Below are 15,442 nucleotides of genomic sequence, written 5' to 3' on the forward strand. Positions count from 1 at the left end.
TTGGGTTGTTCATTTTATTGATAATAATAAAGATTTTTTTTGGTTGCGGAGAGTGTTCAAATACATGGGGTACAAAAGAAGCTTTAGATAAAGATATTTCTAGAATTATCCAAAAATTTTCTTATAGGAAATCAGCTTATGTAAAGGATAAAGCTGGTTGGGTAGCAGCGTGTCTCGAAGAAGATCCTGACTATGTGGATTTGGTTGAGAAGGAACCTTTCGAAATTTAAGAAGCCTGTAGTCTGTATAAAATGCTTTTTTATAAGTAGGATGTATGGGGTGGCCCTTGCACATGGTTTGTTGGTTATAAGCTTGCATAAAACCTTCAGTCCTGAAGTAGGTTCTGTTTTAATCCAACGAGACCATTTTACTGTTGATTGAATTCAGGAGAAAGGTCGTCTGAAATCTTTTGATTTGACGGTAGATTGAGTTGGAAATTGGAATCGCAGAATATTCAATAATTCTTGTTGGGTTTTACCTCAATCTATACTTGCTTAAACCATTGTTTTTGAAAAGGTAAAATAATATGACAGCTTATACTATTCCAAGAAAATATTATCAATCTCTGCATATAATTGAGGGATCTCTATTAAGTTATACTTTGAAAAATGATGAATTCCATATCATCGTCAATTGTGTGGACTATCCGGACTTTCCTCAAGAGATCTCTACTCCCAATTATACAGACTGGGTAAAAATTAAATTTAATCAGTTCAGCTATCTGAAATTTATCTATGGATACGCTACGAAGAGCCAAGATAAAAATATCAAAAATGTATTGGAGCTTGGAGAATTAAAGCAGGATGATGAAATCTTGGATTATGGAGGTACGCTGGAATTGATAGGCGGTAGGTATGATCTTCCGACCGGTTTTAGCATAGATATAGTTTGCCGGGAAATAGAGTTAGAATTTTTAGATCAGGAGAATTTCAATTAAACAAGCCGCGGTTATATATGAAATCTTTAGGGAGATTGGTTTTTAATCTGACGCAACTATCTCGCATATTGTTTTGCCGCCCAGCCTACTTAAAAGGTCGTCTGAAAATCTAAATCCGTTTTCAGACGACCTTTGTTTTTCGTCGGTTTTATTGTCCGCGTAAAAACAGTGCGTCCAATTCTTTCAGCGTCAGTTTTACCCAGGTCGGGCGGCCGTGGTTACATTGGTTGCTGCGCGGGGTGTTTTCCATGTCGCGCAGGAGGGCGTTCATTTCGGGCAGGGTGAGCTGGCGGCCGGCGCGGACGGAGCCGTGGCAGGACATGGTGGCGAGGATGTGGTTTTCGTGTTCTTCGATGGTTTGGCTGCTGCCGACTTGGGCGAGTTCGCCCAAGACGTCTTTGGCGAGCGAGACGACGTCGGCTTTGCCGAGCATGGCGGGGACGGCGCGGACGGCGAGGGTGTTGCCGCCCATGTCGGACAGTTCCAGCCCGAAGCCTGCCAGTGTGTCGCCGTGGTCGGCGAGGGCGGCGCATTCTTCGTGGGACGCGGCGAAGGTAACGGGGATGAGCAGGCGTTGGCTTTGCAGGTTGCCGTTTTCCTGCCGCTGGCGTTTCATTTTTTCGTAGTTGACGCGCTCGGCGGCGGCGTGCATGTCGATGAGCAGCAGGCTGTCTTCGGCTTGGGCGAGGATGTAGATGCCTAATAGTTGGGCGATGGCGAAGCCGAGCGGCGGCAGTTCGGGTTTGGGGTCGTCTGAAAAGGCGCGTGCGGGGTTTTCAGACGACGTGGCGGTCGTGTTGCCGAAGCGGGCTTGTTCGAATTGTGCCAACTCGATATCGGCTTCATCGGCTGCGGTGTTTTTGAAGAGTTCGGCATAGGTGTTGAGGGCGGCGCGGCTTTCGCGCAGGGACAGGCTGCGTTGCTGCGGTGCGCGTGCCGCTTGATAGGGCATGGGGGCGGTTTTGCCGGAACCGAAGGTGCTGCGCGGTTCGGAGGCGTGTGTATTTGGTGCGGCGGCGAAAATGTTTTCAGACGACGCGGTCGGGTTTTGGAGAAACTGATGATGCTCGTTTTCAGACGACGTTGCCGTGGGACGGATGCCGGTGATTTCGTGCAACACTTCGCCTGCGTTGCTGACGCTTTCGGTCAAGTCGGCGCGGGTGTCGGCGAGGGCTTTGTTGAGGGTGTGGAACACGAGTTGGTGTACCTGCTGGCTGTCGCGGAAGCGGATTTCGGTTTTGGTGGGGTGGACGTTGACATCCACGGCTTCGGGCGGCAGGTCGAGGAAGAGGACGAAGGCGGGGGTGAGGGCGTTGTGCAATACGTCGCGGTATGCCTGTTTGACGGCGTGAAGCATGACTTTGTCGCGCACGAAGCGGTGGTTGACGAAGCAGTATTGTTTGTCGGTTTTGCCTTTGGCAAAAGTGGGTTTGGCGATGGCGCCGTAGAGTCGCAGTGCGCCGTTGCCGCTGTCGATTTCTAAGGATGCCGCCTGAAAGTCTTCGCCGACGATGGCGGCTATGCGTTCGTGCAGGCTTTGGGCGGGGAGTTTGAACACTTGTTTGCCGTCGCGTTTGAGCGAGAAGGCGATGTGCGGATGCGCCAGTGCGAGGCGTTCTAGCATGGTGGCGCAGTGGGCGTATTCGGTGTTTTCGGATTTGAGGAACTTGCGCCGCGCGGGGGTGTTGAAGAAGAGTTCGGCGGCTTCGATGGTGGTGCCGACAGGATGGGCGGCGGCGGTGGGGTTGCTGAGTTTGCCGTCTTCGGCTTTGACTTGGGTCGCGTGCGCGCTGCCGTCTTGGCGGCTGGTCAGGATCAGGCGGCTGACGGAGGCGATGCTTGCCAAGCCTTCGCCGCGAAAGCCCATGCTGGCGACATGCTCCAAATCGTTTAAGGTTTTGATTTTACTGGTGGCGTGGCGGTGGAGTGCGAGTTCGATGTCGTCGGGGTGGATGCCGCCGCCGTTGTCGCTGACGCGGATGAGGCGGATGCCGCCGCCTGCCAACTCGACTTCAATCGCCGTCGCGCCTGCGTCTATGCTGTTTTCGACGATTTCTTTCAGGGCGTTGGCGGGGCGTTCGACCACTTCACCGGCGGCGATTTGGTTGACGAGGTGGTCGGGCAGGGCGGCGATTCGGGACATGGGTTTCTTCCGTTTTCAAACTGGCGGGTATTATAGCAAAAGGTCGTCTGAAAACCGGAATCGGGATTTCAGACGACCTTTTGAAATTTAACTGCCGTTTTACAGGATACTTGTAGCCTTACTTTGTCTTATTTGAGATTCTCCAAAAGTTTTTCCCCATCAGTAATCTGAGATAATGTTTGGGCAAAAGGAAAAGAACGTCCCAAAATGGATTTAACCTGTCTTGCTTTGATTGGATTTTGACTTAAATCGACAAAATGTTCTAGTTTCTGAAAAAATGTTTTATTATCAACGCCATAATGATGAGTTTTCTCTACGATTCCTGTTGCTTGACCGTATGCAACAATTCCTTGTCCGGAGGCGTATAGGAATACATAGTCTCCTTTTTTAATCCGACAGATTTTTTCTTTGTAGCCATCTTCAAATGCAGCAGCTACTTGGTTTGTCATCATGAAATTATGGTCTTCCAGGTCGTTGGCACTATTAGTATTTAATAAGAAATATCGTGTTGTAGTTGAATTATCAAATTCTTCGTCTTTTTGTTTGTCAATCATTCGTTTGTTCTCCCAGTCTTGAATAATGAATTCTTGAATTAAATCATTAATGATGTCTTGGCGGGTTGTTTCCCAAGCATCGGCAAGCTCTTGCAAAATCAAATCATCTTTAATGGATAAACGTAAACTCAACGTAATCTTATTTTGATTTCGTTGGTTATATATTTCTGTGCGGCGGTCGATAAAGCTGTTGGACATAATTATATCCTTTTGTTTTTAGAGTTAAATAAGATATCAGGAGGAGAATATCCTTTTTGATGATGAGTATTATGCTATATTTGTATTTTAAATACAATAAAAATTATTCTTGAATTATTTTATAATTATTATATTATTATTTTTATTTGAAATAAATTATAGTAATATAGTGGATTAAATTTAAATCAGAACAAGGCGCGACGAAGCCGCAGACAGTACAGATAGTACGGAACCGATTCACTTGGTGCTTCAGCACCTTAGAGAATCGTTCTCTTTGAGCTAAGGCGAGGTAACGCCGTACTGGTTTAAAGTTAATCCACTATAATTTTCATGGGAGGTTGGCTGAATCAGGTAATTTATAGCAAAAGGTCGTCTGAAAACCGGAATCGGGATTTCAGACGACCTTTTGATAAGACGGGCGGTTTATTTGTTTTCTGCTTCTTCAAAACCGACGACTTCCAAGCCGAAGCCGGTCAAGCCGGTGAAGGCGGAGGGCTGTCCTAATACGCGCAGTTTGCCGACGTTGAGGCCGGCGAGGATTTGCGCGCCGATGCCGTAGCTTTTGCTGTCCCATTTGTAGGCTTGGTTGGCGCCTTTGGGCAGGGTGCGGTCGAGCAGGGTGGCGCCGTCTTCGGTGCGGTGCAGGAGGATGACGACGCCGCTGTCGGCTTGCTGGATGCGTTCAAGGGCTTTGGGCAGCGACCAGGAATGGCGCGGGTTGGCTTGGATGAAGTCCATGACGCTGAAGGGTTCGTGTACGCGGACGAGGGTTTCGGTGTCGGCGGTGGGTTTGCCTTTGACGAGGGCGAGGTGGGTTTCGCCGGAGAGTTTGTCGACGTAAACGTGTTGCTGGAATTCGCCCCACGGGGTTTGTACGGGGGCGTTGCCCATGTCTTCGAGCAGGCTTTCGGTGCGGCTGCGGTATTCGATAAGGTCGGTAATCGTGCCGATTTTGAGGTTGTGTTCTTCGGCGAACTTCATCAGTTCGGGCATACGCGCCATGGTGCCGTCGTCGTTGATGATTTCGCAGATGACGGCGGCGGGGATGAGTCCGTTCATTTGTGCCAAGTCGACGCCGGCTTCGGTGTGTCCGGCGCGTACTAGGACGCCGCCTTTTTGCGCACGCAGGGGGAAGATGTGGCCGGGTTGGACGATGTCTTCGGGTTTGGCGGTCGGGGAGACGGCGGTTTGGATGGTCAGGGCGCGGTCGGCGGCGGAAATGCCGGTAGTGATGCCTTGCGCCGCTTCGATGGAAACGGTGAAGTTGGTGCCGTATTGCGCGCCGTTTTTCTGGGTCATCATAGGCAGGCCGAGCCGCTCGACCATGCTGCCTTCCATCGGCAGGCAAACCAGTCCGCGCGCGTGTTTGATCATGAAGTTGATGGCTTCGGGGGTGACGAACTGTGCCGCCATCAGCAAATCGCCTTCGTTTTCGCGGTCTTCCGCGTCGGTGATGATAACCATTTTGCCGGCTTTGATGTCGGCAAGGATTTCGGGGATGGAGGAAATGTGGGGCATGGTGCGTCTTTCTTGATGGTCGGGTTGGGCTGTGGCGTGTTCTTGATCCAGCCACATGGCGGGCATTTGCGCCGCCTGTTCGATTTTGCGGGCTTTTTTCTCGCCGAAGGATTTGTTTTTCAGAAGGGCGGACAATTCGCCTTGGTTGATGGCGATGGCTTCGGCAAAACGGGTTTGCTGGCCGCCGTATTTGTCCGCTATCCATTGCCGCAGGTTGCGGCGGCGCAGGTCGGTGGTGTTCATGATGTGTGGGGTGGCTGAAAGGATGTAGGCGATTGTAGTCTTGTCTTTACCAAAAGGCAAACTTTGTTTGAAGGCGGATTTTTATTACTTTTTGGTAATGTTTCGGCAGAAGGTCGTCTGAAAAACAAAAATGGCGTTTTCAGACGACCTTTGCTTGAAATCTGAACATTTGAAAGAATATGGGCGTTATAGTGGATTAAAATAAAAATGAGACAAGGCGGCAACGCCCGCCGTGTACGGGTAGTACATAAGGGCGTTGGCAACGCCGTATCATTGCAATTTTAATCCACTATAAGTTTAACGCAACCGAAAAGGGTCTAACCTGATGAAAATGGTTTACCGATTGATTTTAATATCTATTTTTTGCGCGCTCGCAGCGGCGGGCGGCTGGTTTTATGCCCAGCACCGCAACGACAACACCCATGAAGCGATTTCGCGCGAAGGCGTTTTGATGCAGATTAAGCAGATGAACCGCTTGGAAAGCACGGCTTTTTACATCGACACCATCATCCGCACCGAGAAAAAAGGCGACTGGCGCAGATTGTGGCAGGACTCGCAAAGCGGTCTGTTTATCGTGCGCGGCAAAGTGTTGGCGGGCTTGGATTTGGACAAGCTTCACGCCGACAACGTCAATATCGTGGACGGAAAAGTCCTCATCAGCCTGCCGCCCGTAGAAATCCTCAGCGTCGATTTGGAAAATATCGAGGTGTACGACATCCAAACCGGCTCGTTCAACCTTTTGCCCGTGGATAAGGCAGTGTTCAAAACCGTGCAGGACGAAGCCAAAAAACAAGTCCTCGCCAGCGCGTGCAAAGCCCAAATTTTGGATCACGCCAACCGCCAAGCGCAAACGCAGCTTGAAAACCTGTTTGCCCTGACGCAGACGCAGGTATCGGTTTATCCGGCGGCTGTGGGGCAGTGCAAATAGCGGCAGCGCAAAACAAGGCTTACGCGCCGAGTACAAACAAGGTCGTCTGAAAACGAAAGTAGTGGGTTTGCCAAATCGTTTTCAGACGACCTTTTGTTCAGCGTCGATACGCTTCACATCAAGCGCGCGGTTACATCATCCAAGCGTTAAAGATAATCATCGATATTCGGGCTTCTGCCGAACACGGCTTCATGCGCCTGACTGATGGTCAACCGGTTAAACATCAGCCGCTGGGTTTGGTCGCCGTCGATAATCCTTACCCTGCCTTCCAATTTCGGCGCGTCGTGGTGGAAAGTATTTTTAAACGCAAGCCAGCGGTCGGTTTGCAGGTGGACGACGGCAAACATATCGTGCGAAATATTCACGCCGACGCTGATGAGTTTCGGCGAAGCCTGAAGGCAGAAACTGCTGTCGCCGAACAGGCACAGCCCCTCGTTTTCGGCATAGCGGAACAGCTCGATTTTCACCGCATCGGGTTCGGCGAATATGGTGCAAAACAGCCGCTCGAACAGCGACGGCTGAGCCACGCCTTCGCTCAACATACCGTAAAGCCCCGCCAGCCAATCGACATAGCCGAGAAACGAAAAACGGTAGTTTTGCATGATAGCTTCGATGCGGCTCGGATCGCGCTTACTGATCAGGCGCACAAACTCAAACCCAACCTCCGGCAGCCGCGCCCGAACGGCCTCATGCAGACGGTGGGCGAACAGGTTTTTATGGTTGTGCGGATTGCGCAGGATGCCGAGGAATTTCAGCCGCAATATCCGCCACAATGCCTCGGGAACTTTGACCGTATCGGTTTCGCCCGTTTTCAGACGACCTTCGGGCAGCGTGCGCAGATGGTTGCAGGCTTCTTCGTAGCCGCTTTCGTGGCGGTTGAACCAGCTTTCCAAATTGTACTGGTTGGCGGTGTTTTCCACGAAAGTCAGCGTGTAGAGGTTTTTCGCCGCCAGATTGCCGATGATGTTGACACTCGCCGCCGCACTGCGATTTTCGCTCCCGCCGCGAACCTTGTCGCCGGAGCGGGGGCGTCGGGCGGCAGCCGGTTCGCGGAACATGGACAAAGGCAGCTTGTAAACATTCTGATTCTGTGGGCTGACCTGCGGATTATGCGCATGCTGCCGCTGCTCGGTCTGGGCGATATAGTGGTGTTCCTTGGTCGGATTCGCCGTCAACAGCGCATAAGGCTTTTCGCCACATTCGGAAAATTCGCAATCACTGAGGATAAAGGCTTGTCGGGTCATGGTGTCTGGAGGTCGTCTGAATGTGCCGATTATAGTGGATAGGGAATTAAGGGGATTATACGGAATGATGCTTCTGCTTGCAGAATACGCTAATAGAATGCCGATAATGGGAATCCAAAAAACACTTCGCCGCCGTCATTCCCGCGCAGGCGGGAATCTAGAAGTTTGGATTTACAGTAATCTTTAAGTATTTCTGAAATATAGAGGTCTGGATTCCCGCCCGCGCGGGAATGACGGTAATTGGTTAGTATTCGTATACAAAAGGACGCAAAAAGGTCGTCTGAAAACAGGTATAGAGTGGTTCGCTAAATCGTTTTCAGACGACCTTAAATCAACGGACTGTTCAACACTATCTATTCTTCTTTTTGGAAAACGTGGTTGCGGTGATACTCGAAATATTTTTTGCTTTTCGGTCGAATTTTCAATTTCATATCGGAAGAAATCCCAAGCCGCTTTTGATTTTTCAGATCGATTTTCGGACTGATTTTTATCGTACCGTCGGTCTCAAACGTAATCAGACCGCTATCGAATAATGCGTCGATATTGGGTGCGAGCATCAGACCATTGGAGGGGTCTAGACGCTCTTCATTGTTGCACTTGCTCCAAGGTTTAATATGGCTGGCAATAAGTAAAGACTGAACATCTAGACCTGTTAGCGGGCAGTTCGGATACAGTTCGAGTAGTTTTTTCCGGAATCTGCCTTGCCCTAAACGGGCTTTGATCAAAGTTTCAATTTCGGTTCGCTTGTTTGAATTGGTCTCGGAGGCTAAACGTTTTTCGAGTTCGTCTATATCAGATTTTAAGGATAGGGCAGAAGTTACCTGAAAATTTTGTATTCCTGTGAGCTGTTCTACCGGTAATCCGTTTTTCTTACAGGTTCCGCATGGATTTAGTCCTTTTTGGTATTTGAACCAGCTCCATTGTTCAAGTTCTTCAATTGAGTTTGAGCAAACTTTGAAATAGTCTCCAGTTGTACTGCTTCCCGGCTTTTTATTCAGTTGGCTACAATTAGCAAAATGTATTCTGGGATGACTTTCATGAATATTAGAAGGGTCTTTACGTCGTTCTATATTTAATACAAATCCATTTGGGTTTTCTTTAATCCATTTATTATAGTCATTATCATTCGGCATATCTTCAAAAATTTTTATGTCAGACATAAGATTCTCCAAATCTTTTCTATAGATTCAATTAAGTTTGTTTGTATATATAGGTTCGGGACAAAAAAAATCTAGGTCGTCATTCCCGCGCAGGCGAGAATCCAGAAGTTTGGATTTGCAGTAATTTTTAAATATTTTTGAAATGCAGAGGTTTGGATTCCCGCCTGCGCGGGAATGACGGCGGTTGGTTCGGTCTTCATACGCAAAAGAACATATAAAGGTCGTCTGAAAACAGATATAGCAGAATCCGCTAAATTGTTTTCAGACGACCTTTTCTTTAAAAAGCCGAATCAAATCAAACTACCGGTTAACCCAACGCTTTCCTTGCTCCGGCGAAGAGGCGGTACCAGCCGGACAGTTCCGTCCAGTCTTCCGGTTTCCAGCTCATTTGTGCGGCGCGGTACACGCGTTCGGGGTGGGGCATCATGATGGTAACGCGGCCGTCGGCGTTGGTAACGCCGGCGATGCCTTGCGGCGAGCCGTTGGGGTTGAGCGGGTAGGTTTGGGTAACTTGGTTTTGACCGTCCACATATTGCAGCGCGATGCCGAGGCCGTCTGAAATTTTGCCGCCGTGAAGCGAGAAATCGGCGCGGCCTTCGCCGTGGCTGACGACGACGGGCAGGCTGGAGCCTTGCATTTCGTTCAGAATCAGGGAGGCTGATTTGGGGACGTGAACCATGCTCAGGCGCGCTTCGAACTGTTCGCTCAGGTTGCGTTTGAACTTCGGCCAGCCTGCCGTGCCGGGGATGATTTCGGCGAGGTTGCTGACCATTTGGCAGCCGTTGCACACGCCCAGTGTCAGCGTGTCCGGGTCGGCGAAGAAGGCGGCGAACTGGTCGCGCAGGGCGGGGTGGAACAGGATGGATTTCGCCCAGCCTTCGCCCGCACCGAGTACGTCGCCGTAGCTGAAGCCGCCGCACGCCGCCAGCATTTTGAAGTCGGCAAGGTGGACGCGGCCTGCCATCAGGTCGGACATATGCACGTCGTAGGCATCGAATCCGGCGCGGGTGAACGCGGCGGCCATTTCGATTTGCCCGTTTACACCCTGTTCGCGCAGGATGGCGATTTTGGGTTTCGCGCCGCTGTTGACGAAAGGCGCGGCGATGTCTTCGTTCACGTCAAATTTCACGTCGGCAAACAATGCGCTGCGTTCATTGTCGCCAATCAGGGCGAATTCGCTGTCGGCGCAGGCAGGGTTGTCGCGCAGTTTCTGAATGGAGTGGCTGGTTTCCTGCCATGCGCGTTGCAGGTCGGCGCGGGTTTGTTCCAACACGATGCCTGCCTGATTGCGGATAACGATTTTTTCGTCGGAACCGATGGTGGCAACAGTATGCAAGGGCAGCGCAGCCGCTTTGAACAAGGCTTCTACTGCCGCGACATCTCGTTTGGCGATTTGAATCACTGCGCCCAGTTCTTCATTGAACAATGCGCGGATGCTGGCTTCGTTGACGTCGGCTTGGTTGGCAACCAGTGAAGTCAAATCCACATTCAAGCCGCACCGTGCCGCAAACGCCATTTCCACCAGCGTCGCAAACAAGCCGCCGTCGCTGCGGTCGTGATACGCCAAGAGTTTGTCTTCGGCGACAAGTTGCTGAATCACGTTGTAAAACGTTTTCAGACGACCTGTATCGTCCAAATCGGGCGCGTCGCCGCTCATATTATTGTAGACCTGACCGAACGCCGAGCCGCCCATACGCGCTTTGCCGAAGCCCAAATCGACAAACAGCAATACGCTGTCTTCGACGTTTTTCAATTCGGGCGTAACGGTTTTGCGTACGTCTTGAACTGGCGCGAACGCGGAAATAATCAGGCTCAACGGCGAGACGACGGATTTTTTCTCTTCGCCGTCCTGCCACACGGTTTTCATCGACAGGCTGTCTTTGCCTACCGGAATGCTCAAATCTAATGCCTGACAAGCTTTGGAAACGGCTTCGACGGTGCGGTAGAGTTTTTCGTCTTCGCCCTCGTTGCCACATGCCGCCATCCAGTTGGCGGAAAGTTTGATATTGCCGATGTCGCCGATGTTGACCGCCGCGATGTTGGTGATGGCTTCGCCGACGCACATTCTGCCCGAGGCGGGCGCGTCAAACAGGGCGACGGTCGGTTTTTCGCCCATAGACATCGCTTCGCCGCGATAGGTGTTGAAGCCCATCATGGTAACGGCGCAGTCGGCTACGGGGGTTTGGTATTTGCCGACCATTTGGTCGCGGTGGGTCATGCCGCCGACGCTGCGGTCGCCGATGGTAATCAGGAAGTTTTTGGCGGCTACGGCGGGCAGGCGCAAAACGCGGTAGGCGGCTTCGGTGATGTCGATGTCTTTGGCAGTGAATGGTTTTTCAGACGACCTCACGGTTTTGTCGCTGCGCGTGGTTTTGGGCGGTTTGCCGAGCAAGACGTTCAGCGGCAAATCGACGGGATTGTTGGAGAACAAATCGTCGCGCACTTTCAAATGGCCGTCGTCGGTCGCCGTGCCGACTACGGCAAACGGGCAGCGTTCGCGTTCGCAGATGGCGCGGAACGTGTCCAAATCTTTTTCCAAAATCGACAACACATAACGCTCTTGCGATTCGTTGCACCAGATTTGCAGCGGGTTGAGGCCGTGCTCTTCCAGCGGCACTTCGCGTAATTTGAATACCGCGCCGCGTCCGGCATCGTTAACGAGTTCGGGGAAGGCGTTGGACAGGCCGCCCGCGCCGACGTCGTGGATGGAGATAATCGGGTTTTTGTTGCCGAGCTGCCAGCAGCGGTCGATCACTTCCTGCGCGCGGCGTTCGATTTCGGGGTTGCCGCGTTGTACGGAATTGAAGTCCAAAGAGGCGTCGTTCGTGCCGGTATTCATCGAAGAAGCCGCGCCGCCGCCCAAGCCGATAAGCATACCCGGGCCGCCCAGTTGGATCAGCAACGCGCCTTCGGGGATTTCGTCTTTATGCGTCTGCTGCGCCTGAATGCTGCCCAAGCCGCCCGCAATCATAATCGGTTTGTGGTAGCCGCGAACCTGACCGTCAAACTTCTCTTCAAAAGTGCGGAAATAGCCCAAGAGGTTCGGGCGGCCGAATTCGTTGTTGAACGCCGCGCCGCCGATGGGGCCTTCAATCATAATGTCCAGCGGCGAGGAAATATGTTCCGGCTTGCCGTAGTCTTGTTCCCACGGCTGTTTGAGGTCGGAGATGTTGAGGTTGGATACGGTAAAGCCGGTCAAGCCTGCTTTCGGACGCGAACCTTTGCCCGTTGCGCCTTCGTCGCGGATTTCGCCGCCCGCGCCCGTTGCCGCACCCGCAAACGGCGCGATGGCGGTCGGGTGGTTGTGCGTTTCCACTTTCATGATGATATGCGTGTCTTCCTCGTGGAAACGGTAGCCTTGGTTTTCCGCCGCATTCGGATAGAAACGCTCGATTTTCGCGCCTTCGATCACGGACGAATTGTCTTTATAGGCGACGACCGTGCCTTCGGGATGCTCGTTGTGTGTATCGCGAATCATGCCGAAAAGGGATTTCGGCTGTTTTTCGCCGTTGAGGATGAAATCGGCGTTGAAGATTTTGTGGCGGCAGTGTTCGCTGTTTGCCTGCGCGAACATCATCAGCTCCACATCGGACGGATTGCGGTTTAAAGCCTGATAGTTTTCAACCAGATAATCGATTTCGTCGGCGGAGAGTGCCAAGCCCATTTCGGTATTGGCTTTGACCAAAGCCTCTTTACCGCCGCCCAAAACATCAACGGTAGAGAAGGTTTCGGATTCGAGATGGTGGAATAATTTGGAGGCCGTCTGAAAATCGGGCAGCACGGATTCGGTCATGCGGTCGTGCAGCAAAGCCGCCCATTGCTGTTTCTGTTCATCATTCAGACGACCTTCCAGCCACACCGCCATGCCGCGTTCGATGCGCTCTATGCCTTCCAAACCGCAGTTTTCCGCGATATTGGTCGCCTTGGAAGCCCACGGCGAAATCGTGCCCAAACGGGGCGTTACCAAAAATAAATGCAAGCCCTCGCGCGCTTCGGGCGTTTCTTTAACGCTTTGCGCCGCCAACAAGGCTTGCAGTTTTTCGACAGTCGCGGCATCCAGTGCTTTCTCGCTGCCGACAAAATACCAAAATTCGCTTTTCAGTTTCACTTCGGGCAGGCCGAGTGCGGCCGCTTTTTGCAAGAGTTTTTCAACACGGAAATCGGAAAGGGCGGTAACGCCGCGCAAGGGCAAAACAACAGACATGATTCAGCTCTCAAATGCGGTTGGGAAAGGCTGTATTATACGCCGAATGGGTCTGGGCTGCTTGGTAATTTGGGTGAAAATGTTGACAATTTTTCAGACGACCTGAGCTGGGTGGGGCGGAAGGGTCGTCTGAAAAATCTTGATTGAAGCTTATGCAATACTCTGATTTAAATTGATTTTGCAGGGATTTAAACCAAAGGTTATAGGCTGATTTGAAAAAATCGATGTCGGTTTACGGAAGGTTTATCCAAAAAATTTATCGTTTATTTTTCTGATAAATCGGCATGAGTTCAGGCAGCATTCTGCGGATGGCGTTGATGCGCGTCTGATTGGCCGGGTGGGTGGACAAAATCGCAATGGACGAGCTGCCTTCAAGTTTGCTCATCTTTTCCCAAACGCTGATGGCAGCCTCCGGATTGTAGCCCGCCTGAGCCATCAAACGTACGCCGCCTGCGTCCGCTTCGCTTTCCTGATGGCGCGAAAAGGGCTTGGAAGCAAGTAAATCCGTACCCAATCCGACAATATTGGCATCGACTCCGGATGCACCTGCTAAAATAGAACCGCCCAATCCCGTCAGCACTTGGCCGCCAATCGCTTTTTTGCCATGTTCCAGCAGGGCGTGGGTCATCTCGTGACCGATAACGGCGGCGATTTCGTCGTCCGTCAATTTCAAACGCTCGACCATGCCGGTGTACATCGCCATTTTGCCTCCGGGCATTGCCCAAGCATTCAATTCATTGCCGCGGAAAACATTCATCTGCCAATTGAAAGGTGTGCCGGTTTGGTTGGCCTGGTTGGCATAGGGCTTCAGGCGCTCGAATACGGCTTTGATACGGCGCGAAGTGTGGGAGGTGTTGTCCAAAACGCGCTGCGACTGCGCTTGCTGTACCACTTGCGAATAGTTTTTGGCGGCGGCCTCGTTGAGCGATGCCGTATCGTATCCCACCATATCGGCAACGGAAGTACAGCCGGTCAAAGCCATAATGGCTCCCAGCTGCATCAACTGTTTTTTGTATATTTGTTTGTTCGGCATTTGCATCTCCTAATATTGTTAAAATCAAGATTCTTCAAGCGGATTGCATACAGTATTTCTGCACATCATATAAAAAATGCCGCCTGATTTTCAGACGGCATAACAAATATTTTAAGAGCGGCGCTGCAACATCCAAGATTCGATCTTACGCGCGTCGTTGACTCGGGTTGTCGAAGTCGGCGAGTTCAGCAATACGATGGTAATCGGTTGGTTTTGGACGTTTGCCTTAACCACCATCGAACGTCCTGCTTCGCGGATATAACCGGTTTTCTGAAGCTCAATGTTCCAGCTGCCTTCGCGGACGAGGGCGTTGGAGTTTTTATAGTTTTGGCGGCCGTTTGCCGTCCAAACCGAGCCGTAGTTGGAGGTTGTGTTTTTGCGGATAAGCGGATATTTGCTTGCCGCGGCGACCATACGGTTCAAATCGTTGGCGGTTGATACGTTTTGGAAATTCAGGCCGGTAGGTTCGTAGAAACGGCTGCTGTGCATGCCCAGGCTTTGCGCTTTGGCATTCATGGCGGCAACAAACGCCGACATACCGCCCGGATAGGTACGGCCCAGCGCGTGTGTTGCGCGGTTTTCGCTGCTCATCAGGCTCAGGTGCAGCAATTCGCCGCGCGTCAGCGTCGTGCCGACGGCAAGGCGGCTGCCTGTACCTTTCAGACGGTCGATTTCGTCGGAGGTAATGGTAATGCGTTCGTTCATATCCAAACGCGCATCCAAGACAACCATCGCACTCATCAGTTTGGAAATGGATGCAATCGGCATCACGCGGTCTGCGTTTTTCTGATAGAGGATTTCGCCTGTTTTGTTGTTAAAAATCAGGGCGGACTGCGATGTCAAAAGCGGCCCCGCCATCATCGCCTGAGCCTCGATTTTTTGTGCGTGGCTTAATGCGAAAGCTTCCATCGGGTCATTTTGGGTTGGAAAATTTTGTTCCAAAAATTGACCCAAAACGTCCATATCGTCTGCAGCGGCAGGGGCGGCGGCGACAGTCAACGCCATACCCAAACAGGCGGCACTCAGTGTTTTATAAAATTTCATAACCGACATACTTCAACCAGTAGAATTTAAGACAATTGAATTATTAAAGGGGATATTTTGCTTAAAATACAACAAAATGTAAAGTTTAATATGGCTTTTTTGCGTTTGTTTGCATCTTTTTCCCAAATTGGAAACAATCTTAAGGATGGGAAATCATGGTGTGTTGCCACGCGTCGGAGGGTCGTCTGAAAACCTTACGCCCAACAGCTTGCCATACGGTATTTGATAAACCTTAA

General features: G+C 51.2%; 10 protein-coding genes. 2 read left to right on the top strand and 8 right to left on the bottom strand.

Annotated elements, in window-relative coordinates; translation table 11 throughout:
- The first annotated feature begins 526 nt into the window (after positions 1 to 526).
- On the top strand, positions 527 to 937 hold the full coding sequence (locus H3L95_RS00870; protein WP_003757423.1) for a hypothetical protein: 411 nt from the start codon (positions 527 to 529) through the stop codon (positions 935 to 937).
- A 148-nt stretch (positions 938 to 1,085) separates the two neighbouring features.
- On the opposite strand, the gene mutL is transcribed toward H3L95_RS00870, so the two are convergent.
- The 3 genes from mutL to ribBA form a co-directional block, all read right to left on the bottom strand.
- Positions 1,086 to 3,080: a DNA mismatch repair endonuclease MutL gene (gene mutL, locus H3L95_RS00875; RefSeq protein WP_003757426.1), complete on the bottom strand. Its 1,995-nt coding sequence runs from the start codon at positions 3,078 to 3,080 to the stop codon at positions 1,086 to 1,088.
- A gap of 128 nt (positions 3,081 to 3,208) precedes the next feature.
- Positions 3,209 to 3,832, bottom strand: a complete 624-nt coding sequence (locus tag H3L95_RS00880) for an EVE domain-containing protein (RefSeq protein WP_003757427.1) — start codon at positions 3,830 to 3,832, stop codon at positions 3,209 to 3,211.
- A 423-nt stretch (positions 3,833 to 4,255) separates the two neighbouring features.
- On the bottom strand, positions 4,256 to 5,593 hold the full coding sequence (ribBA, locus tag H3L95_RS00885) for a bifunctional 3,4-dihydroxy-2-butanone-4-phosphate synthase/GTP cyclohydrolase II (protein WP_003757428.1): 1,338 nt from the start codon (positions 5,591 to 5,593) through the stop codon (positions 4,256 to 4,258).
- Positions 5,594 to 5,918: 325 nt separating this feature from the next.
- Between ribBA and H3L95_RS00890 the strand changes: the two genes are divergently transcribed.
- Positions 5,919 to 6,521 carry a DUF4230 domain-containing protein gene (locus tag H3L95_RS00890; protein WP_003757432.1) on the top strand — a complete coding sequence of 201 codons (603 nt, stop codon included), beginning with the start codon at positions 5,919 to 5,921 and terminating at the stop codon, positions 6,519 to 6,521.
- A gap of 146 nt (positions 6,522 to 6,667) precedes the next feature.
- Here H3L95_RS00890 and H3L95_RS00895 read toward each other — a convergent pair whose 3' ends face one another.
- The 5 genes from H3L95_RS00895 to H3L95_RS00915 form a co-directional block, all read right to left on the bottom strand.
- Positions 6,668 to 7,765: a hypothetical protein gene (locus H3L95_RS00895; RefSeq protein WP_003757435.1), complete on the bottom strand. Its 1,098-nt coding sequence runs from the start codon at positions 7,763 to 7,765 to the stop codon at positions 6,668 to 6,670.
- 353 nt (positions 7,766 to 8,118) lie between these two features.
- Positions 8,119 to 8,925, bottom strand: a complete 807-nt coding sequence (locus H3L95_RS00900) for an HNH endonuclease (protein ID WP_003757438.1) — start codon at positions 8,923 to 8,925, stop codon at positions 8,119 to 8,121.
- Between the two features lie 307 nt (positions 8,926 to 9,232).
- Complete coding sequence (gene purL / locus H3L95_RS00905) at positions 9,233 to 13,129, bottom strand: phosphoribosylformylglycinamidine synthase (protein ID WP_003757441.1); 3,897 nt, start codon at positions 13,127 to 13,129, stop codon at positions 9,233 to 9,235.
- Positions 13,130 to 13,385: 256 nt separating this feature from the next.
- A complete protein-coding gene (locus H3L95_RS00910; RefSeq protein WP_039863107.1) occupies positions 13,386 to 14,162 on the bottom strand; it encodes a M48 family metallopeptidase in 777 nt (258 codons plus the stop codon).
- A gap of 111 nt (positions 14,163 to 14,273) precedes the next feature.
- Entirely contained in the window at positions 14,274 to 15,167 is an 894-nt protein-coding gene (locus tag H3L95_RS00915) for a serine hydrolase (protein WP_372338582.1), read from the bottom strand.
- Between the last annotated feature and the right edge of the window lie 275 nt (positions 15,168 to 15,442).

Source organism: Neisseria sicca (assembly GCF_014054945.1).
GTDB lineage: Bacteria > Pseudomonadota > Gammaproteobacteria > Burkholderiales > Neisseriaceae > Neisseria > Neisseria sicca.